Here is a 20,003-nt window from a genome sequence, read left to right as displayed (position 1 = left end):
GGACCTCTTCCTGGTAGGCGACCATGTCCTCGAACAGCTTCATCTGCTCGACTTCCTGAAAGCCGCCCTGGCCGATGGTCTTGTTGGCGGCCTGCGGCGTGACCAGCAGCAGCGGCGTGTGGTTCCAATAGGCGGTTTTGACGGCGGTGACGAAGTTGGTGATGCCGGGGCCGTTCTGCGCGATCATCATCGACATCTTGCCGGTGGCGCGGGTGTAGCCATCCGACATCATGCCCGCGCTGCCCTCATGCGCGCAGTCCCAGAAGGTGATGCCCGCCTGGGGAAACAGGTCCGAGATCGGCATCATCGCCGAACCGATGATGCCAAAGGCATGCTCGATCCCGTGGCGCTGCAGAACCTTCACAAAGGCTTCTTCGGTCGTCATTTGCATGGGTTTTCTCCGTTCGCTTGGAAGTGTGTTTGATCCCACCTGCCGGGCAAGAGTAGGGCCAGTCCGGCAGGGGCCTTCAGTCCAGTTTACGCCGTTCAGGCCATTGCCGGTGCCTTGGCCTGTTTGCTGTCCTCGATCACCATGTCCGACAGCTTTTCCCCGATCATGATGGCGGGGGCGTTGGTGTTGCCCGAAACGATCTCTGGCATGATCGAGCAGTCCGCGATCCGCAAGCCCGCAACGCCGCGCACGCGCAGGCGCGCATCGACCACGTCGCTTTTGTCCGGTCCCATGCGGCAGGTGCCTGTCGGGTGATAGATCGAGGTCGAGTTGTTGCGCGCCCAGTCCAGTGTGCCCTCGTAATCGTCCATGTCGAGCGCGGCGGTGGGTCGGAATTCCTCGGAAATCTTGGAAGTCAGCGGCGCGTGACGGGCGATCCGCCGGGCGACGTTGACACCGGCCACTATGGTGCGGCGGTCGGTTTCGGTGGAGAGGTAATTGGGGATGATGCGCGGATGATCGGCGGCGCTGGCCGATTGCAGCCGGATTTCCCCCCGGCTTTCGGGGCGCAACTGGCAGACCGACATGGTGAAGGCGCTAAATGGGTGCACCCCTTCGCCGGGGCTGTCGGCGGACCAGGGCTGGACGTGGAACTGGATGTCGGGGGTCTCCACATGATCGCCCGTGCGCATGAACCCGGTGGCAAGGCTGGCGGCCATGGTCATGGGACCGGCGCGGAACATCGCGTATTTCAGGGCGATCCGGGCCTGATTGTACAGGCTGCGCACCTCGTCGTTCAGGGTGGGTTCATTGCATTTGAACACCAGCCGGGCCTGCAGGTGGTCCTGCATGTTGCGGCCCACGGCGGGGGCGTCGTGGCGCACCTCGATCCCGTGATCCCGCAGGTGTTCGGCCTCTCCGATACCCGACAGCATCAGGATCTGCGGCGAGCCGATGGCGCCGCCGGAGAGGATGACTTCTGCCCGGGCCCGGACTGTCTGCTCGTTTCCTGCCCGGTCGCGATAGACGACGCCGGTGGCCCGGCCATTTTCGATCAGCACGCGTTGGGTATGCGCCCCGGTGACGATGGTCAGGTTCTCGCGTTTGCGCGCGGGGTTGAGGAAGGCCACGGCTGAGGAACAGCGCCGCCCCTTGCGGGTGGTCAGCTGGAAGTATCCCACGCCTTCCTGCGTCGCGCCGTTGTAATCGGGGTTGAAGGCATAACCCGCCGCCTGCGCGGCAGCGACCCAGGCGTCGCAGATCGGGCGCTGGATGCGCATGTTCGACACCGATAGCCCGCCCTTGTCGCCGTGAAAGTCATCGGCGCCACGTTCGTTGGTTTCGGACCGCTTGAACAGTGGCAGCACCTCGTCCCAGCCCCAGCCCGGATTGCCCATCTGGCGCCAGCGGTCGTAATCCTGCGGCTGGCCGCGCACGTAGAGCAGCCCGTTCAGCGACGAGGATCCGCCCAGAACCTTGCCCCGGGGCCAGTCGAGGCGACGGCCGTTCAGGCCGGGATCGGGCTCTGTCTTGTAGCACCAGTCCACCGAAGGATTGTGCATCGTCTTGAAGTAACCGACCGGAATATGGATCCACGGGTTCCAGTCGCGGCCCCCCGCTTCGAGCAGGATGACGCGGTTCCGGGGATCGGCCGAGAGGCGATTCGCGATGACACAGCCCGCGGATCCTGCGCCGACGATCACGAAATCTGCCGATAAATCAGTCATTTCACGCTCCTCCCGATGAAGCCTTGGTCGCTTCGAAAATTTCTTCTTGCCAAAACATGCATAAATCCACCAATATTGAGACTGCAAGTATCAATTTTGCAAAAACAGGGAGGAAAACATGAAAGTCTCGAAAACGCTGAGCGGGATTTCCCGCCGGGATCTGTTTCGACTATCGGGTCAGTTCGGCCTGTCTTCTGTGGTGCTGGGCGCGGGAGCGCTGACCGGGGTTGCATCGCTTCCGTCGCTGGCGGCGGCTGCGGAATCCACCTACACCAAGCGGTTCGGCAAGGAGCCGAAGCACACGCTGAAACTGGGCGCGTCGGGCTTCAACGCGCGCAACCTGCTGATCGAACGCGCCGGCGTTCTGGAATTCGCTCGGGACCTGGAGGAGAGGACCGATGGCGAGATCCGCGTGGAATTCATCGGGGACAACCAGATCTGCGGTCAGTTGAACTGCGTCGAGAAGACCCAGATCGGCATCGTGGACATGTATGCTGCCTCGACCCAGAACTCGGCCGGGGGGGCGCCCTATCTGAACGTGCTGGACTATGCCTACATGTTCCCCAGCCGCGCGTCGCAGTACCATTTCCTCTACAGCCCTGAATCGCAGCGCATCCTGCGCGACCCGCTGGAAAAGCGACACGGGCTGAAATTCCTGTTTTCGCACTGCGAATTGCGCGGTCTGCAGATGGGCAAGTCGTTCGAGGACAAGCCCACGGTCACCAAGCTCGAAGAACTGTTCGGCACCAAGAACCGCGTCACCGGCACCCAGCTGGGCCGCATCGCGATGCAACTGTTGAACCTGAACCCGGTGCCCGTTGCATGGGAAGAAACGCTGGACGGGCTGAAGCAGGGCCTGATCGACGGCGCGGAGACATGGGCCTCGGCCGTGGCCTACGCCAACATGGCACCGGTGGTCAGCCAGTCGGTGGATCTGAAATTCTTCTGCGGCACAGAGCACACCTCGATGTCGGCCAAGGTCTTCGACTCGCTTGACGGTGCGCTGCAGGACGCCGTCATGGAATCCGCCTACCTCGCACAGGTCCATGTGCAGGCCGCGAACGAGGCCGCGCTGGTCAAGACCGTGGGCTTCAGCGATCCGCAGCTGCCCGATACGATCTTTGTCAAGGAAGGCGTCCGCCCGGCCTTCCTGCCCGACGACCAGATCAAGATGGCCGAGGAAATGAGCTCGCCCGAGTTCAACCCCGAGCCTTGGGCACAATGGCGCGAGCGCCTGAACAACTGGGCCGGTGGCATCGACACCTATCAGGAAATCTACGATGTCGCCCGCCAGATCCCCAAGGACACGCTGCCCGAAAACGTCGAGCCGCGCCGTTGGTGGCGGTCCGCCTGAGGCGGTGCCTTGTGGGCCGGAGATCTCCGGCCCACTCTGATCCCGCGCGCCGGAGGAGAGGCGCGCATTCCACATAACGACCCAAAAGGAGGAGTTTGGGTATGACCGGCTGGTTTCAGGGCACGGCAGAGATCCTGTCGGCGCTATCTTCGGGCGATTCATGGATGTTGAGCGAGGCCCTGCGCCAGCCCGCGATCTGGCCGATCGGGTTGATTGCGCTGCTGGTCTTTGGATTGGTCATGCAGGCCGTCTATCGTTTTCTGCCGTGGGTGGAACGCAATCTCGAATCCACTGTCATGGTCGTGTCCTACCTCGCCATCGGCGGCATCATCTTTGTCGAGGTCTTTCGCCGTTTTGTCCTGCAGGAGCAGGCGCCGTGGTCCACCACGCTGCCGCCTTTCCTTTTCCTCATCATGACGTGGTTCGGGTGCAGCTATAACGTCAAGCTGCGCACGCACCTGGCGTTTTCGGAATTCCGCACCGCCATGCCCCGCATCGGTCAGATCGCCTGCCTGTTGCTGGACGCCGTGCTGTGGGTCGGCTTTGCCTGGATCGTGACCGTCACCTCAACGCGTGTGGCGGTGAACTCTGCCGCGAATTTCCAGATCATGCTGGGCACGGACAATGTCATGCAATGGTGGTTCCTGCTGTCGGTGCCGGTGGCTTTTGTGCTGCTGGTCGCCCGGGTTCTGGAGAACCTGTTCAGCGATCTCGCCAATTATCGCGCGGGCCGCACCCTGATCGAACAAGCCGTAATCGGAGGCGACTGACCATGTCCGACGGAACCATCATCACGCTGCTTTCCATCGGCGTCACCTTTCTGTTCATGCTGGGCGTGCCGGTTTTTCTGGTCATCGGTTACTGGGTCGTGGGCATGTCGTTCGTGCTGGCTATGCCGCTGGACAACATCGGCGCGGCGCTGGCGGATGTCTTTACCGACGGTTTTGCCCTCTTGGCCATGCCGCTGTTCATCCTGACCGGCGACCTGATCAACCGGTCGGGCATCGCCCGGCGCCTGTCCGATTTCGCCTATGCCTGCCTTGGCTGGATCCGCGGCGGCCTTGCCATGGCCAGCCTTGGCGCCTGCGGGTTGTTCGCGGCGATCTCGGGCTCCAACTCTGCCACCACCGCCACCATCGGGTCGATGCTGCACCCGGAAATGGTCAAGGGTGGCTATGACGAACGTTTCTCGGCGGCCACCGCGGCAGCGGGTGGGACCGTCGGCATCATCATCCCGCCTTCCATCATCTTCATCGTCTACGGGTTCCTGATGAACCTCCCCATCTCGGACCTGTTCGTGGCCGGGATCATCCCCGGAACGATGATGGTCGGCGGGATGATGCTGGCCTGTTTCCTTGTCTGCTGGAAAAACGGCTGGGGCTACCTGATCGGCCTGTCGCCGTCGCGGATCATCAAGACGGCCATCGGCGCATGGCTTGGCTTCTTTGCCATCGGCCTTGTGCTCTGGGGCATCTATACGGGCAAGTTCTCTCCGACAGAGGCGGCGGGCGTGACCGTGGGCTTCTGCGTCATCGTGGGCTTTGTCTGCCTGCCGCTGCACCGCTGGGTGAACCATGGCCGCACCGAACGCCCGGACGTGTCCGAGCGCAGCTATTCCGAAATGCTGGTGGTGCGCGGTTTCAGCCCGCTGGAGCTGCCGTCGATCACCATGCGTTCGGCGCAGATCACCGGCATCCTTGCGCCGCTGATCGCCGTGTCGGTCGTGATGCAGCAGATCCTGTCGATCCTGGGGGCGCAACAGATCATCGGGGATTTCGTGACCTCGATGGGCGGCTACTATGCCATCCTGTTCACGGCCATGGCCATCGTCTTCGTGACCGGGATGGTGCTGGAAAGCCTGCCTGTCACGATCATCCTTGCCCCCATACTTGCGCCGATTGCGCATTCTATCGGGGTCGAGCCGGTGCAATTCGCGGTGATCTTCCTTGTAGGTGCCTCCATCGGGTTCATCACGCCGCCCTACGGTCTGAACCTCTATGTCGCATCGGGGGTGACCGGCGTTCCATACTTCCGCCTGCTGCGCTATACGGTGCCTTACCTTGCCGCACTGATCGCGGTCTGGATCATCGTGGCGCTTGTTCCGGTCCTGTCGACGGCGCTGCTGCCGAACAGATAAGGGTGCGCGCTGCATGGATGGCGACAAGACCGAAACGATCCCCACCAATCTCCGCCTTCTGGTGGTGATCGAGGAAATTGCCCGGGCGGGGGTGCCTGTCACCCCCACCCAGGTCAATGAGGTTCTCGGCCTGCCGAAACCCACCATCCACCGGCTGTTTTCCACGCTGGAAGAAGAGGGGTTCCTGCAACGGGACGTGGATGGGCGAAGCTATTCGCCCGGCCCTCGCCTGCGGACCCTGGCGGGTGGGGTGTTGTCGTCGTTGCGCATCCGGACTGCCCGGCAGGCGATCCTGAAAAAGCTGAGTGGCGAGATCGGCGAGACCTGCAACGTCGCCCTGCCTGACCGGGATGCGATGATCTACATTGAGCGGGTGGAGACGGAATGGCCGCTGCGCATCCAGTTGCCCACCGGCACGCGCGTGCCGTTCTACTGTACCGCCAGCGGCAAGATGTACCTCAGCACGCTGGCCGCCAACCACCTGCGCAGCTACCTGGATTCAATCGACCTGATCGCACGGACACCGCATACGATTGCCGACCGCGATGCGCTGGTCCGCGAGTTGAAGGAGATCCGCAGCAAGGGGTATTCGCTGGACCGTGAAGAATTCATGGAGGACATGGTTGCCCTTGCGGTGCCGATCGTCGACCAGAACGGGCGGCTGACCGCCACGCTGTCCTTTCACGCCCCGACGCAACGGTTTTCCGTCGAAGACCTGATGGACCACCTGGGCTCTTTGCGGGAAGCTGCGGCACAGATGTCAGCCCTGATCACCGACTGAACCGGGGGACCTGTTCGCGCAGTTTGGGTGTCGACAGGGGCATCAGGAAGCCGAAAGGCCTATGATGATCAAGCAGGGGGCGCTGCCCCCGTCTCCCTGCGGTCGACTCCCCCGAGGGTATTTGGAAGCCCAAAGAAGGGAGGGTGTCGCTCAGGCGATAAGGCGCGATCTTGTCCATCGCCGCCGTGTTGGGGCGGGTGCAGCGCAGGCGCGTCTGCCAGTTGCCCAAGGTCAGGTCAGGTCCGGTTCGAAGTTTAACGGGTGTAGGTAGGTGACACCTTAGCCGTCTGGCCGGGTGTCTGTTCACGGGCGCGGTGCTTGAACTGGCGGCAGCGGTTCCACGCGCGGCTGCGGGAGATTGCCGGTCGTCACCCGCCGCGTCAGCCTGTCGATCCGGAGGCGCGGGCAGACAAGTTGGTGTTGCTGGTGCATGGTGGAATCATCCTGTCGTAGACCGCCCAAGAATTAGCGGCGCTGCCCCGCCGGGATCGGTCTTTATGCGACGTTGGTGGCGGCGGAATTTGGTGACGCCGGGTAACTGTTGCGCAAACGGGTCTTTTGCCGCCAACCCACGGGGAATTGTTCATAACTCCTTGGCGAGGCGGCGCTAAACATCTAGGTATAGCGCAGTAAACAAGCGTCAGGTGTCCGATGGGCGAGCCCGACCTCGAGGCCGAGCCACATTTCAGTCAGCCGATCCGCCAGGTGCTTCTCATGCTGGCGGTTCTTGGCTTGTCCGGTTTTGGCGGCTTTCTTGCCTTGCCGCGGGTGCTGCCTGTCTTTCAGTCAAACCCCTACCTGAACGCCTTCATCGGTGCGGTTTTCGTCGTCGGTGTGCTGGCCTGTTTCTGGCAGGTGGCGCAGCTGATGGTGTCTGTGCGCTGGATCGAACGCTTTACCGCCAAGGGCGATCAGGGTGCGGGGGCCGCACCGCCGCAGCTGCTGGCGCCGCTGGCGACGCTGTTGCGGTCGCGGCGCGACAAACGGATGCAGATCAACACGACCTCGACCCGGTCGATCCTTGAATCCGTTGCGCAGCGGATCGACGAGGTGCGGGAAATCACTCGCTACATCGTCTCCCTGCTGATTTTCCTTGGCCTTCTGGGCACGTTCTACGGGTTGGCGACCACGGTGCCGGCACTGGTCGATACGATCCGCAGCCTGGCGCCGCAGGAAGGGGAAAGCGGCACCGCCGCCTTTGCGAGGCTGATGACGGGGCTGGAGGGACAGCTGGGCGGCATGGGCGTCGCCTTTGCCAGTTCGCTGCTGGGCCTGACCTGTTCGCTGATCGTGGGCCTTTTGGAACTGTTCGCGGGGCATGGTCAGAACCGGTTTTACCGTGAGCTGGAGGAATGGCTTTCCTCGATCACACGGCTGGGCTTTTCCCATGATGGGGATGGGCCGGATCTGGGGCCGGCGGGCCTTGTTCTGGACCAGATGGCGGAACAGATGGAGCGCCTGCAATACCTGTTCACGGAAGCCGAGCACAGCCGGGCAGAGGTCGACACACGGCTGGCGCAGCTGGCCGACAGTGTCGAGCGTCTGACCGAACGGATCGAGGCGACCTCGCCCTCGGCCACGTCCTTGGCGCGGATTGCCGAGGGACAGGAACAATTGGCGCAGGCGATCCGGGAGAAGGAATCGGACGAGGGGCTGGACGCCGAAAGCCGGATGCGCCTGCGGTCGATCGACGTGCAGATGCTGCGCATCCTCGAAGAGATCAGCGCCGGCCGGCAGGAAAGCATGGCCGAGTTGCGTACCGATCTGGCGGCCCTGTCCCGGTCTCTTGGCTCCACGCGTGGTTTACGGCCGCGCGAGGACCGCTGATCCATGGCCCTGTCGCGACGCACCGGCGCGCGGTTTCAGGCCAATATCTGGCCCGGTTTTGTGGATGCGATGACCGGCCTCTTGCTGGTTCTGACCTTTGTCCTGTCGATCTTCATGGTGATCCAGTTCGTCCTGCGTGAGCAGATCAGCGGGCAGGAGACGGAGCTGGACACGCTGAATGCCGAGCTGGGCAAGCTGGCGCGGGCGCTGGGGCTGGAACAGCAGCGGAGCAGCGCGCTGAACACCGAGGTCGGGCAGTTGAAGTCGACCCTGACGGACCGGGACCTGCGCCTTGCCGAACAGCAGAGCATCATCGACAGCCTGACGATCACACGGGACCGGCAGGCGGCGCAACTGGTCGCTGCGCAGGATCGCATTGCGTCGTTCGAGGAGCGGGTCGCCGCGCTGTTGCTGGAACGCGACGCGGCGCGCGACGAGGTGACCGATCTGACCGAGGCGCGGGAAGCCCTCGCTTCTGAACGGGACGCTCTTGCGTTGGAACGGGATGAACTGACCACCGCGCTGACCCGCGCCCGGACCGAAATCGACGATCAGGCGGAGGCGGCGCGGCTTGCCGCCGCCCGGCGGGAGGCAATGGAGGCGCTGATCGCCGACCTGCGCGCCCGGAATGCCGACCGCGATGCGCGCATCACCGCGCTGTCCGCAGATCTGGACGCTGCCGAAAAGGCCCTGACCGAAGAGGAACAGGCCAAGCTGGTCGAGGCAGAGGCCGCCGCGGCCCTGCGCAAGCGGTTGGAAGAGGCGGATGCCGAACTGACCGCCATGACGCTGGCCCTGGAACAGGAACGTGCCCGGGCCGAGGAGACGCTGACCCTGCTGGCCGCCGCGCGTGAGGCGGAAAAGGATCTGAACGCCAAGCTGGCGGCGGCCCTGCTGGCCGGGCAGCAGCAGGGCGAGGGGCTTCAGGCCCGTATCGATGCGCTTGAGGCGCAACTGGCGCAGGCCGTGGCAGAGGCGAACCGGCTGACGGCGCAGATGGCGGCGCTGGAGGATGACAGCGCGCTTGAGGCCAGCCGTCTGAAGGCCGAAATCGACGCGGCGGCGGAGCGCATCACGCGGCTGGAACAGGCACTGGCCAAGGCCGATGCGGATACGGACAGACTGACGACCGAACTGGCCGAGGCGCGGCAGGCCGAGGCAGGATTGAACAGTGAACTGGCCAGCGCGCTGGCAGATGGCGAGCGTGAGGCGGAGGCGCTGCAACGGCGGGTCGATGACGCCTTGGCCCGCATCGTGGATCTGGAGGCCAAGCTGGCCGATGCTCGCGCCGAAGGGGCCGTGGCGGATACTCGTCTGACGGCGCTGCGCGACGAGCTAACGCTGGCCAAGACTGCGGCGCGGGACGCCGAACAGGCCCGCGTCCGCGAAGAGGCGGCGCGCACGCTGGCGGAACGGGCGCTGCAGGATGCGCAGGCCGAGGCAGCGGCGCGCGCCTCGCGGCTGAGCGATCTGTCCGCCCAATTGGCGCAGGCGCTGGCCCGGCTGACCGAAGCAGAGGAACTGAAGACCGAGCTTGAGGCGCTGCGCGCCCGCAACGCGGCGCTGGTCAGCGATCTGTCCGTGGCGCGTGGGCAGGCGGACGACCGCTCTGCCGATCTGACCGAACTGCGCGCCGAACGCGACCGGCTGGACGTGGCGCTGGAACTGGCACGCGCCGAGATCGGTGAGGCGCGCGGTGATGTTGCCACGTTGGAAGGGCGGGTCGCGGCGCTGAACGCGCAACTGGACACTGCCCGCACCCGCGAGGCCGAGCGCACCGACCAGATCGAACTCATGCGCGGCCAGATGGCCCAGATCGAAGCGCAGCTGAGCGCCGCGCTCAAGGGGATCGAGGGGCGTGACGCGCGGATCGACGACTTGCAGGGTGAGAACGTGACCCTTTCGGCGCAAATTGCGCGGATGGGCGGCGAGGCGGCGCAACAGGGCGCGGCCGTCGATGCGTTGCGGGCCACGAATTCCCGGCTTGCGGCGGATCTGGAGGCAGCGCGCGCGCGTGCGCAGGACCGCGACCAGGAACTGGCTCGGCTGGAACAGACGCTGGCCCGGGCCGAAGCGCGGATCGAGGACCGCACCGCCGAGGCGGCGGAACTTGAAACGCTGCGCGGCGATCTTGCGCAACTGAGCGCGCGGCTGGATTCGGAAACTGCGCGGGCCGACCGCGGACTGGAAAAGATCATCGCGCTGGAAAGCGAGAATGCAGAACTCACCCAGCGCCTGTCCGTCGCGGATGGGCTGGGCGCCGAACGCAAGGCCGAGATCGACGCACTGCAGGCGCGGCTGAACCGGATTGCTGTGCAGGTTACCGCGCTGCAGGAGCAGGAGGCCACCAAGGATGCGGTGATTGCCGATCTGCGCCGCAGGCTGGCCGAGGCTGAGGCGCGCGCGGCCGAACAGACCGACGACACGCGTTCGCTGGAAGAAAAGCTTGCCGCCGCATTGGCGGCACGACTGGCGGCAGAGGTAAGTGTCGAGGACACGCGGGACAAGCTGGCCGCCGCCCTTGCCGCGCAGAAGGCCGCCGAGGCGCAGTTGACCGACCGTCTTGATGAGGTCGAGCAACGCCAGATCCTGCTGAACGAGGCGCGGGACAAGCTGGCCCAGACCGAAGAGCGCGCCACCAAGGCCGATCTGCAGGTCGAGGCGCTGAATCAGAACGTCGCCGCCCTGCGCAGCCAGCTGGCGGAATTGCAGGCGCTGCTGGACGACTCGCGGGCCAAGGACAAAGCGTCGGAGGTGCGGTTGCAGAACCTCGGATCCGAGCTGAACGCCGCCATCGCACGTGTCGCACAGGAAGAACGAAAACGCCGACTGGCCGAAGAGGAAAAGCGCAAGGCGGAAGAAGAGAAGCGCAGGCTGGAAGAAGAGCGCGCGGCGCGTCTGGAGGCGGAAAAGCTGGACCTGGAGAAATATCGCTCTGAGTTCTTTGGCCGTTTGCGCGACGTGATCGGCGACCGCGAGGGGATCACCATTTCCGGCGACCGGTTCGTGTTCTCGTCGGAGGTGCTGTTCGAAGTGGGCTCTGCCGATCTGTCGAACGCCGGGCGGCAGGAGATCGAGAAGGTGGCCGAGATCCTGCTGGATATCTCGCGCGACATTCCCGAGGAATTCGACTGGGTCATTCGTGTCGACGGGCATACCGACAACCAGCGGATTCGCCCCGGGGGCGCGTTTGCCGACAATTGGGAACTCAGTCAGGCGCGGGCGCTTTCCGTGGTGCGGGACATGATCGACAATTACGGCATTCCGCCCCGGCGTCTGTCGGCCAACGGGTTCGGGGAATTCCAGCCCGTCGACCCGAGCAACACGGCAGAGGCCCGCGCGCGCAACCGGCGGATCGAGTTGAAGCTGACAGAGCGGTAAAAGCGGGGTCTCAGTCCGCCACGGTCACATGGGCAAAGCGATGCGCGATCAGTGTGTCGCCCCTCAGGATCGTCGCATGGCCAAGATAGTCCCCCGCTGGCCAGCCCGTTTTGGGCGCGCGCCGCCCGGCAGAGGGCGTCAGGCGCGTCTTGTCCCCGTCGATCGTCATTTCATGGCGAAGGATGTCTGTACCCGCAGGTCCTTCGATGGAAAACAGGATCTTGTCCCCGGCCTGCAGGTGGCGGGCATTGACATAGAGCACGATGGGGGAGTCTGGCAGGACCGTCGCCTTGCGGGCGCTGCCGTCAAACACCGCCTTCATGTCAGGCACACCGTCCGAGAACCCGGCCGTCACGAAGAAGGTCGGCGTGTAAACCGGCGGATCGGCCCAGAGCGTCTTGTCCGTCACGCCGCATGTCTCACCCGGTTCGGGGCGAAAGGGGTCGACGACCTTGCCGTCCTTCTGCACCGTCAGGTGCAGGTGGGGATGGTTGGTCTGACCGGAGAGGCCGACAAGGCCCAGCACATCGCCGGTCTGGACGATATGCCCCTCTTCGACCGCGACAGAGCCCAAGCGCATATGGCAATAGAGCGTGCGCCAGCCTTCGCCATGGTCGAGCAGCACCGCGTTCCCGCAGGCGTTCTGCGAAGTCACACCGCGCATCGTCGGGTCGTCCGGCATCTCGTCCCGGGTCCGGACCACCACGCCCGGCGCGGCGGCGCGCACGGCGACGCCATTGCGAATGCTGTCGAAACTGAGCAGGGAAAAATCGACACCCCGGTGCCCGTCACGGGAGTTGTAGCCGCAGGCGAAATCCTGTTGCCGCCCCTGTTCAGGGTTGATGTCGACATAGTCGTCGATAAAGCAGGTCTTGCCCATTTCGCAGTCCAGCGGCAGGGCGAGACGCAAATCCTCCGCCCCGGCGTGCGGGGCGGAGGAGATAAGGGCCAGCGCGGCCAGAACGGCTGCGCGGGCGGGGATCATTCCGCCGTCAGAAGGGGCGGCTTTTTGGACCCGAGGCGCGGCTTTTCCGGCCCGTCCAGATCCAGCATCAGCTTGCCGTCACGGACAGAGACCTTGACGATGCCGCCCTTGGTCAGCTTGCCGAACAGCAGTTCTTCGGCCAGCGGCTTCTTGATGTGCTCCTGGATCACGCGGCCCAGCGGGCGCGCGCCCATCTTGTCATCATAGCCCTTGTCGGCCAGCCATTCTGCGGCAGGCTTGGTCAGTTCGATGGTCACGTTGCGATCCATCAACTGAGCTTCAAGCTGCAGCACGAATTTCTCGACCACCTGCAGGATGACCTCTTTCGGCAGCGGCTGGAAGCTGATCACGGCATCCAGACGGTTGCGGAATTCCGGCGTGAAGGTCCGCTCGATGGCGGCTGTATCCTCACCCTCGCGGCGGTCACGGCCAAAGCCGATGGCGGATTTGGACATTTCCTGTGCGCCCGCGTTCGAGGTCATGATCAGGATCACGTTGCGGAAGTCCACAGACCGGCCGTTGTGATCGGTCAGCGTGCCGTGGTCCATGACCTGCAGCAGGATGTTGAAGACATCCGGATGCGCCTTTTCGATCTCGTCCAGCAGCAGCACGCAGTGCGGATGCTGATCCACGCCGTCGGTCAGCTGCCCACCCTGGTCAAAGCCGACGTAGCCCGGAGGCGCGCCGATCAGGCGGCTGACCGCGTGTTTCTCCATGTACTCGGACATGTCGAAACGCAGCAGTTCCACACCCAGCGTGTCCGCCAGCTGCTTGGCCACCTCGGTCTTGCCGACACCGGTGGGACCGGCGAAGAGGTAGTTGCCGATGGGCTTTTCCGGCTCGCGCAGGCCCGCCCGGGCCAGCTTGATCGCCGAGGACAGGGCCGTGATGGCATCGTCCTGACCAAAGACCACCCGCTTGAGCGTGTTTTCGAGATCCTTGAGGACCTCCGCATCGTCCTTCGACACGTTTTTCGGGGGGATGCGCGCGATCTTTGCCACGACCTCCTCGATTTCCTTGGTGCCGATGGACTTGCGCCGCTTGCTGGCGGCAACAAGATGCTGGGCGGCCCCGGCCTCATCAATGACGTCGATGGCCTTGTCGGGCAGTTTGCGGTCGTTGATGTAACGGGCCGACAGTTCCACCGCGGTCTTGATAGCGTCGCCGGTGTATTTGACGCTGTGATGCTCCTCGAAATAGGGCTTGAGGCCCTTGAGGATCTTCACGGTGTCATCAACCGAAGGCTCATTGACGTCGATCTTCTGGAACCGGCGGGACAGGGCGCGGTCCTTTTCGAAGTGCTGGCGGAATTCCTTGTAGGTGGTGGAGCCCATGGTGCGCAGCTTGCCACCCTGAAGCGCCGGCTTCAGCAGGTTCGATGCATCCATCGCGCCGCCAGAAGTGGCACCCGCGCCGATCACGGTGTGGATCTCGTCGATGAAAAGGACACCATCGGGATGTTCTTCCAGTTCTTGGACCACGGCCTTCAGCCGCTCTTCGAAATCGCCGCGATAGCGGGTGCCGGCCAGCAGCGCGCCCATGTCCAAAGAATAGATCGTGGCATTGGCCAGAACCTCCGGCACTTCGCCCGAGACGATCTTGCGCGCCAGACCCTCTGCGATGGCGGTCTTGCCCACGCCGGGATCACCCACCAAGAGCGGGTTGTTCTTGCGGCGGCGGCACAGCACCTGAATGCAGCGTTCCACCTCGGCGTCGCGGCCGATCAGCGGATCAACGTCCCCGGCTTGCGCCTTGGCGTTCAGGTCCACGCAGTATTTGCCAAGCGCCGATTCCTTGTCCGATCCGGGCGCGGCAGTCTCTGCCTGCTGTGCCTCTTCCTCGGCGTCGGTTGCGCCCTGTACCGGGCGTGCCTCGCCGTAGGCGGGGTTCTTGGCCACGCCATGCGCGATGAAATTCACCGCATCGTAGCGCGTCATGTCCTGTTCCTGTAGGAAGTAGGCCGCGTTCGACTCACGTTCTGCAAAGATGGCGACCAGCACGTTGGCGCCGGTCACTTCGGTCCGGCCGGAGGACTGCACATGGATCGCGGCGCGCTGGATCACGCGCTGGAACGCGGCGGTTGGCACCGCTTCGGATCCTTCAATGTCCGTCACCAGGTTGGACAGATCGTCGTCAATGAATTCTACCAGGGTGGTGCGCAATTCCTCGGTGTCGACCGAGCATGCTTTCATCACGCGGGAGGCATCGGGTTCGTCGATCAGCGCAAGAAGAAGATGTTCGAGGGTGGCGAATTCGTGGCTGCGCGAGTTCGCGAGCGCCAGTGCCGCATGAATTGCCTGCTCAAGGGTGTTCGAGAATGAAGGCACGGTTGTGCTCCTCTTGTCTGCGCCGGTCCATTGAGGATCAGCATTGCCTCATAGTATTAAAGTTTGGTCGATTGCGGCCACTCTTCAAGTTTTTTCTCCAGATACCTGCATCACTTTTCATCAGTTGCGCGAAACTTGCCGCGAGCGTGATCAGAAGCGGTCCTTGCGGGCGCGTACCTCGGCGAACACTTCGGCATCGCTGGCGCCGGGTAGTCCGACGGCTGTTTTTACGCTGTCTTCGGAAGCGCGGAGAAAGGGGTTTGTTGCGAGTTCGAGCGATAAAGGAACCTGCGCGGTCGGGCGCCCCTCTGCCCGGGCCGCGTCGATCTCTCGTGCTCGCGATATAAGGTCGGCGTTGTCCGGTTCAATGGTCAGGGCGAAGGCGGCGTTGGCCTTTGTGTATTCATGGCCCGAGTAAACCATGGTGTCCGGGGGCAGCGCAGCAAGGCGCGACAGGCTTTCCCACATCATCTGGGGCGTGCCTTCGAAGATGCGCCCGCACCCCAGCGCCATAAGGCTGTCGGCGGTAAAGACCGCGCCGGCCTTTGGATAGTAAAAGGCGATATGGCCCAGCGTATGGCCGGGCACGGCAAGCACCTCGCACAGGCCGTCATCAGTGCCCCCGGAAAAGCCCGGTGTCAGGGCCATGTCGAGCTTGGGCAGTTTGCCTTCTTCTGCTTTCGGCCCCATCACCGGGCAGCCGTATCTGGCGCGCAGTTCTTCGACCGCGCCGGTATGGTCGTGGTGGTGATGGGTCAGCATGATGACGCCAAGGGACCAGCCGCGCTCTTCCAGCGCGGCGATGATCGGCGCGGCCTCCGGGGCGTCGATCAGGGCCGTGCCGTCGGGACCGTGCACCAGATAGGCGTAATTGTCCGTCAGGCAGGGCACGGTCACGATGTCGAGGGGCATGGTCTTTCCTTCGCGGCTTTGACAGGATGCATCTGGAACCAGACTGACGCATCACCCGAGGGGTATCAATGCATCTGGATGTGCAGGTGTTGCGTGATTTCTACTATCGCAGTGCGCTAGGGCGCGCGGCGCAGAAGATCCTGCGCGATCAGGTTCTGCGCTTCTGGCCCGAAGCGCAAGGGCTGACCGTTGCGGGCTATGGCTTTACCGTGCCGCTTTTGCGTCCCTATTTGAAGGAATCGCGCCGGGTCGTGGCGCTGATGCCCGCGCCGCAAGGGGTGATGAGTTGGCCCGCCGGGCAATCCAATGTCTCTGTGTTGTGCGAAGAAACGCTGTGGCCGCTGGAAACCGGACATGTGGACCGGCTGGTGATGATGCACGGGTTGGAAACCTCGGAGCGGCCCGGCGATCTGCTGGACGAGGCATACCGGGTGCTGGGGCCGGGTGGAAAGGCGCTGTTCATACTGCCGAACCGGGCGGGGATCTGGGCGCGGGCGGATCACACGCCTTTTGGTTATGGTCGCCCCTACACCATCGGCCAGCTGGAGACGCAATTGAAGCGGCATGATTTCGTCCCGGACGCGCATGTCTCCGTCCTGTATCAGCCACCCTCGACCCGCCGGTTCTGGATGAAGACCGGCCCCGTCTGGGAGAAGATGGGGCGCGCGATTCCGGTGACAGCGGGCGGCGTGATGATCGTGGAGGCGTCCAAGCGGCACCCGCCGTCGCGGCGCAGGGTGGGTGAGGCCGCCAAGGTTCTGAACCCGCTGGAGGTGCTGAGCCCGGCGGGCAAGGCAAAACCGGTCTGAACACAGTCCTGACGCTGCGACCCGTTTTTTGCGCCATCGGGTGAAACGTTGGACGCCGTTGCAGCGGCGCATGCAATGCGTTCAGAGGCGGGGAATCTGCCCGGGAATCGTGCAAATGCAGAAAAAAACGTGGCCCAGACACATCTTGGCGGGGCACGAAAGGTCGCACCATGAGTCGTTGTTGGCGCAACTGCTTGAAAACAAAGGGATTGATGCCACAGGTTATATTTCCTTAGTATGTTGCGAGGTGAGGTAGGCTCTGCTACATCCGGCGCGATTTGATCGCCTTGAGACAATTCAAGGTGAGGAAACGCCGACTGGTGCCGCCCCTGCTGTGGGGCGCGTGCCTTGTTGGCATACTATCGGAAGGGTGGACGTGTCTGACTCAGCATCGATTTCCTCCGGCATCGCGGAACGCTATGCCACCGCTGTCTTCGAGATCGTGAAGGACGCCGGCGAGCTCCCCACTCTCGAAGCCAATCTAGATGATCTCTCCGCTGCGCTTGATGACAGCGCCGACCTGCGTGAGCTGCTGGTTAATCCGGTCTACTCGCGCGAGGCGCAGGGCGCGGCAGTTGGCTCGATCGCCGACAAGATGGGCCTCATGCCCGCGGTGAAGAACGTGCTGAGCCTGATGGCTTCCAAGCGCCGTCTCTTTGTCGTGCCGCAGATGGTGGCCCGCCTGCGCGACATGATCGCCACCGAAAAGGGCGAAGTGACCGCAGAGGTGGTTTCCGCCACCGCCCTGACCGACGCTCAGGCCGCCCAGCTGGCGGACACCCTGAAGGCCAAGGTCGGCAAAGATGTGAAGATCAGTGCGACCGTCGATGAAAGCCTCATCGGCGGTCTTGTCGTCAAAATGGGCTCGAAGATGATCGACACCTCGATCCGCGCCAAGCTCAATTCCCTCCAGAATGCAATGAAAGAGGTCGGATAAATGGGTATCCAAGCAGCAGAGATTTCTGCGATCCTGAAGGACCAGATCAAGAACTTCGGTCAGGACGCCGAAGTTGCAGAGATCGGTCGCGTGCTCTCGGTTGGCGACGGTATCGCCCGCGTCTATGGCCTCGACAACATCCAGGCGGGTGAAATGGTCGAGTTCCCCGGCGGCATCATGGGCATGGCGCTGAACCTCGAATCCGACAACGTCGGTATCGTGATCTTCGGCTCCGACCGGGACATCAAGGAAGGCGACACCGTCAAGCGCACGAACTCGATCGTGTCCGTGCCCGCAGGCAATGAACTGCTTGGCCGCGTCGTGGACGGCCTTGGCAACCCGCTGGACGGCAAGGGTCCGATCAACGCGTCGGAAACCCGCGTCGCGGACGTCAAGGCGCCGGGCATCATCCCGCGTAAATCGGTTCACGAACCCATGGCAACCGGCCTCAAGGCTGTCGACGCCATGATCCCGATCGGCCGTGGTCAGCGCGAACTGATCATCGGCGACCGCCAGACCGGCAAAACCGCCGTCGCGCTCGACGCCATCCTGAACCAGAAGTCGTACAACGACGCGGCCAAGGACGACTCGGAAAAGCTGTACTGCGTCTACGTCGCCATCGGTCAGAAGCGCTCGACCGTTGCGCAGCTGGTGAAAAAGCTCGAAGAGACCGGCGCCATCGATTACTCGATCGTCGTGGCCGCCACCGCGTCCGACCCGGCGCCGATGCAGTTCCTGGCGCCCTACGCCGCGACCGCGATGGCCGAATTCTTCCGCGACAACGGCAAGCACGCGCTGATCATCTACGATGACCTGTCCAAGCAGGCCGTGTCCTACCGCCAGATGTCCCTGCTGCTGCGCCGCCCGCCGGGCCGCGAAGCTTACCCGGGCGACGTTTTCTACCTCCACTCGCGCCTGCTGGAGCGTTCGGCCAAGCTGAACGAAGACAACGGTGCCGGTTCGCTGACCGCTCTGCCGATCATCGAAACCCAGGGTGGTGACGTTTCGGCCTTTATCCCGACCAACGTGATCTCGATCACCGACGGCCAGATCTTCCTGGAAACCGAACTGTTCTACCAGGGCATCCGCCCGGCCGTGAACACCGGTCTGTCGGTTTCGCGCGTGGGTTCGTCCGCTCAGACCAACTCGATGAAGTCTGTCGCCGGCCCGATCAAACTGTCGCTTGCCCAGTACCGCGAGATGGCCGCCTTCGCCCAGTTCGGTTCCGACCTCGACGCCGCAACCCAGCAGCTGCTGAACCGTGGTGCGCGCCTGACCGAGCTGATGAAGCAGCCGCAGTACTCGCCGCTGACCAACGCCGAGATCGTCGTTGTGATCTGCGCCGGTACGCTGGGCTACCTCGACAAGGTCAAGGTCTCCGACGTTGGTCGCTTTGAAAAGGGCCTGCTGGCACACGTTCGCGGCAAGCACCAGGATCTGCTGGATTGGATCACCAACGAAGATCCCAAGATCAAGGGTGACAACGAAGCCAAGATCAAAGCGGTTCTCGACGAATACGCCGCCGACTTCTCGTAAGGGGATCATCAGATGCCCAACCTGAAGGACCTAAAAAACAGGATCGCGTCGGTCAAGTCGACCCGCAAGATCACCAAGGCCATGCAGATGGTGGCCGCCGCAAAACTGCGGCGGGCACAGGAAGCGGCCGAGGCGGCCCGCCCTTACGCGGAACGCTTCAATGGTGTGATGGCGTCGCTTGCCGCCTCGGTCGGTGACAGTGACTCGGCCCCCCGCCTTCTGGCGGGGACCGGCAAGTCGGACGTGCATCTGCTGGTCGTCATGACCTCGGAGCGTGGTCTTTGCGGCGGCTTCAACACGAACATCGTGAAGCTGGCCAAAACCCACGCGGACAAGCTGATTGCCGAAGGCAAGACAGTGAAGATCCTGACCGTCGGCAAGAAGGGCCGCGAGCAGCTCAAGCGTGATTACGGCAGCCTCAACGTGGGTCACATTGACCTGTCCGAAGTCAAGCGCATCGGCTACGGCAACGCTCAGGATATCGCGCGCGATGTCCTTGGCCGGTTCGACGCGGGCGAATTCGACGTGGCGACGATCTTCTACGCGAAGTTCCAGTCCGTCATCGCCCAGGTGCCGACCGCACAGCAGATCATTCCCGCCGCCTATGAAAGCGCGGGTTCCGCAGACGCGGGCGAAAGCACGCTCTACGATTACGAACCCGACGAAGAGGCGATCCTAGCGGACCTGCTTCCGCGCGGCGTGTCCACGCAGATCTTTGCGGCTCTGCTGGAAAACGGTGCATCGGAACAGGGCGCGCGGATGTCCGCAATGGACAACGCGACGCGCAACGCCGGCGAGATGATCGACAAGCTGACCATCGAGTACAACCGTTCGCGTCAGGCCGTCATCACCAACGAACTGATCGAAATTATCTCGGGCGCCGAGGCGCTCTAAAGACA

The 20,003-nt window shown here is 63.5% G+C and carries 16 protein-coding genes; 11 read left to right on the top strand and 5 right to left on the bottom strand.

The window, feature by feature from the left end:
* Positions 1-391, bottom strand: a 391-nt coding sequence (locus tag ACTXGA_RS09845; RefSeq protein ID WP_443393136.1) for a thiamine pyrophosphate-binding protein, incomplete at its 3' end; no start/stop codon positions are given.
* Between the two features lie 95 nt (positions 392-486).
* Positions 487-2,118, bottom strand: coding sequence for a GMC family oxidoreductase (locus tag ACTXGA_RS09840; RefSeq protein ID WP_443393134.1), 1,632 nt, complete (start codon positions 2,116-2,118; stop codon positions 487-489).
* 118 nt (positions 2,119-2,236) lie between these two features.
* Between ACTXGA_RS09840 and ACTXGA_RS09835 the strand changes: the two genes are divergently transcribed.
* The 7 genes from ACTXGA_RS09835 to ACTXGA_RS09805 all read left to right on the top strand — a co-directional run bounded on the left by ACTXGA_RS09835 (position 2,237) and on the right by ACTXGA_RS09805 (position 11,598).
* Positions 2,237-3,472 carry a TRAP transporter substrate-binding protein gene (locus ACTXGA_RS09835; protein ID WP_443393132.1) on the top strand — a complete coding sequence of 412 codons (1,236 nt, stop codon included), beginning with the start codon at positions 2,237-2,239 and terminating at the stop codon, positions 3,470-3,472.
* A gap of 101 nt (positions 3,473-3,573) precedes the next feature.
* Positions 3,574-4,242 carry a TRAP transporter small permease gene (locus tag ACTXGA_RS09830; RefSeq protein WP_443393130.1) on the top strand — a complete coding sequence of 223 codons (669 nt, stop codon included), beginning with the start codon at positions 3,574-3,576 and terminating at the stop codon, positions 4,240-4,242.
* A 2-nt stretch (positions 4,243-4,244) separates the two neighbouring features.
* Positions 4,245-5,609, top strand: a complete 1,365-nt coding sequence (locus tag ACTXGA_RS09825) for a TRAP transporter large permease (protein WP_443393129.1) — start codon at positions 4,245-4,247, stop codon at positions 5,607-5,609.
* Positions 5,610-5,622: 13 nt separating this feature from the next.
* Positions 5,623-6,390, top strand: coding sequence for an IclR family transcriptional regulator (locus ACTXGA_RS09820; RefSeq protein ID WP_443393128.1), 768 nt, complete (start codon positions 5,623-5,625; stop codon positions 6,388-6,390).
* Positions 6,391-6,708: 318 nt separating this feature from the next.
* Positions 6,709-6,843, top strand: coding sequence for a hypothetical protein (locus ACTXGA_RS09815; protein WP_443393127.1), 135 nt, complete (start codon positions 6,709-6,711; stop codon positions 6,841-6,843).
* Positions 6,844-7,041: 198 nt separating this feature from the next.
* Entirely contained in the window at positions 7,042-8,217 is a 1,176-nt protein-coding gene (locus ACTXGA_RS09810; protein ID WP_443393126.1) for a biopolymer transporter ExbB, read from the top strand.
* A 3-nt stretch (positions 8,218-8,220) separates the two neighbouring features.
* Complete coding sequence (locus ACTXGA_RS09805) at positions 8,221-11,598, top strand: peptidoglycan -binding protein (RefSeq protein ID WP_443393125.1); 3,378 nt, start codon at positions 8,221-8,223, stop codon at positions 11,596-11,598.
* Positions 11,599-11,608: 10 nt separating this feature from the next.
* Here ACTXGA_RS09805 and ACTXGA_RS09800 read toward each other — a convergent pair whose 3' ends face one another.
* The 3 genes from ACTXGA_RS09800 to gloB form a co-directional block, all read right to left on the bottom strand.
* Positions 11,609-12,583: a M23 family metallopeptidase gene (locus ACTXGA_RS09800; protein ID WP_443393124.1), complete on the bottom strand. Its 975-nt coding sequence runs from the start codon at positions 12,581-12,583 to the stop codon at positions 11,609-11,611.
* Positions 12,580-14,910 (bottom strand): ATP-dependent Clp protease ATP-binding subunit ClpA, encoded by a 2,331-nt coding sequence (clpA, locus tag ACTXGA_RS09795; RefSeq protein WP_443393122.1) that lies wholly within the window; start codon positions 14,908-14,910, stop codon positions 12,580-12,582. Before clpA ends, ACTXGA_RS09800 begins: the two co-directional genes overlap by 4 nt.
* Positions 14,911-15,060: 150 nt before the next feature.
* Positions 15,061-15,822: a hydroxyacylglutathione hydrolase gene (gene gloB / locus ACTXGA_RS09790; RefSeq protein WP_443393120.1), complete on the bottom strand. Its 762-nt coding sequence runs from the start codon at positions 15,820-15,822 to the stop codon at positions 15,061-15,063.
* A 68-nt stretch (positions 15,823-15,890) separates the two neighbouring features.
* On the opposite strand from gloB, the gene ACTXGA_RS09785 reads away from it, so the two are divergent.
* The 4 genes from ACTXGA_RS09785 to ACTXGA_RS09770 all read left to right on the top strand — a co-directional run bounded on the left by ACTXGA_RS09785 (position 15,891) and on the right by ACTXGA_RS09770 (position 19,998).
* A complete protein-coding gene (locus ACTXGA_RS09785) occupies positions 15,891-16,631 on the top strand; it encodes a class I SAM-dependent methyltransferase (protein ID WP_443393118.1) in 741 nt (246 codons plus the stop codon).
* 370 nt (positions 16,632-17,001) lie between these two features.
* Positions 17,002-17,568, top strand: coding sequence for a F0F1 ATP synthase subunit delta (locus tag ACTXGA_RS09780; protein WP_443393117.1), 567 nt, complete (start codon positions 17,002-17,004; stop codon positions 17,566-17,568).
* The gene (gene atpA, locus ACTXGA_RS09775; protein ID WP_443393115.1) at positions 17,569-19,104 is read left to right on the top strand and encodes a F0F1 ATP synthase subunit alpha; all 1,536 of its coding nucleotides are present in this window, start codon (positions 17,569-17,571) and stop codon (positions 19,102-19,104) included. It abuts the gene before it with no gap.
* 12 nt (positions 19,105-19,116) lie between these two features.
* Positions 19,117-19,998: a F0F1 ATP synthase subunit gamma gene (locus ACTXGA_RS09770; protein ID WP_443393114.1), complete on the top strand. Its 882-nt coding sequence runs from the start codon at positions 19,117-19,119 to the stop codon at positions 19,996-19,998.
* Positions 19,999-20,003 lie beyond the last annotated feature (5 nt).

The organism is Antarctobacter jejuensis, assembly GCF_052266595.1.
GTDB lineage: Bacteria > Pseudomonadota > Alphaproteobacteria > Rhodobacterales > Rhodobacteraceae > Antarctobacter > Antarctobacter jejuensis.
This window is presented reverse-complemented; position numbering and strand designations above follow the sequence as displayed.

What these genes read in the sequence shown, in the direction of transcription:
- ACTXGA_RS09840 (WP_443393134.1), bottom strand. Translation starts at nt 2,118, where the DNA reads ATGACTGATTTATCGGCAGATTTCGTGATCGTCGGCGCAGGATCCGCG.
- ACTXGA_RS09835 (WP_443393132.1), top strand. Translation starts at nt 2,237, where the DNA reads ATGAAAGTCTCGAAAACGCTGAGCGGGATTTCCCGCCGGGATCTGTTT.
- ACTXGA_RS09830 (WP_443393130.1), top strand. Translation starts at nt 3,574, where the DNA reads ATGACCGGCTGGTTTCAGGGCACGGCAGAGATCCTGTCGGCGCTATCT.
- ACTXGA_RS09825 (WP_443393129.1), top strand. Translation starts at nt 4,245, where the DNA reads ATGTCCGACGGAACCATCATCACGCTGCTTTCCATCGGCGTCACCTTT.
- ACTXGA_RS09820 (WP_443393128.1), top strand. Translation starts at nt 5,623, where the DNA reads ATGGATGGCGACAAGACCGAAACGATCCCCACCAATCTCCGCCTTCTG.
- ACTXGA_RS09810 (WP_443393126.1), top strand. Translation starts at nt 7,042, where the DNA reads ATGGGCGAGCCCGACCTCGAGGCCGAGCCACATTTCAGTCAGCCGATC.
- ACTXGA_RS09805 (WP_443393125.1), top strand. Translation starts at nt 8,221, where the DNA reads ATGGCCCTGTCGCGACGCACCGGCGCGCGGTTTCAGGCCAATATCTGG.
- ACTXGA_RS09800 (WP_443393124.1), bottom strand. Translation starts at nt 12,583, where the DNA reads ATGATCCCCGCCCGCGCAGCCGTTCTGGCCGCGCTGGCCCTTATCTCC.
- gloB (WP_443393120.1), bottom strand. Translation starts at nt 15,822, where the DNA reads ATGCCCCTCGACATCGTGACCGTGCCCTGCCTGACGGACAATTACGCC.
- ACTXGA_RS09785 (WP_443393118.1), top strand. Translation starts at nt 15,891, where the DNA reads ATGCATCTGGATGTGCAGGTGTTGCGTGATTTCTACTATCGCAGTGCG.
- atpA (WP_443393115.1), top strand. Translation starts at nt 17,569, where the DNA reads ATGGGTATCCAAGCAGCAGAGATTTCTGCGATCCTGAAGGACCAGATC.
- ACTXGA_RS09770 (WP_443393114.1), top strand. Translation starts at nt 19,117, where the DNA reads ATGCCCAACCTGAAGGACCTAAAAAACAGGATCGCGTCGGTCAAGTCG.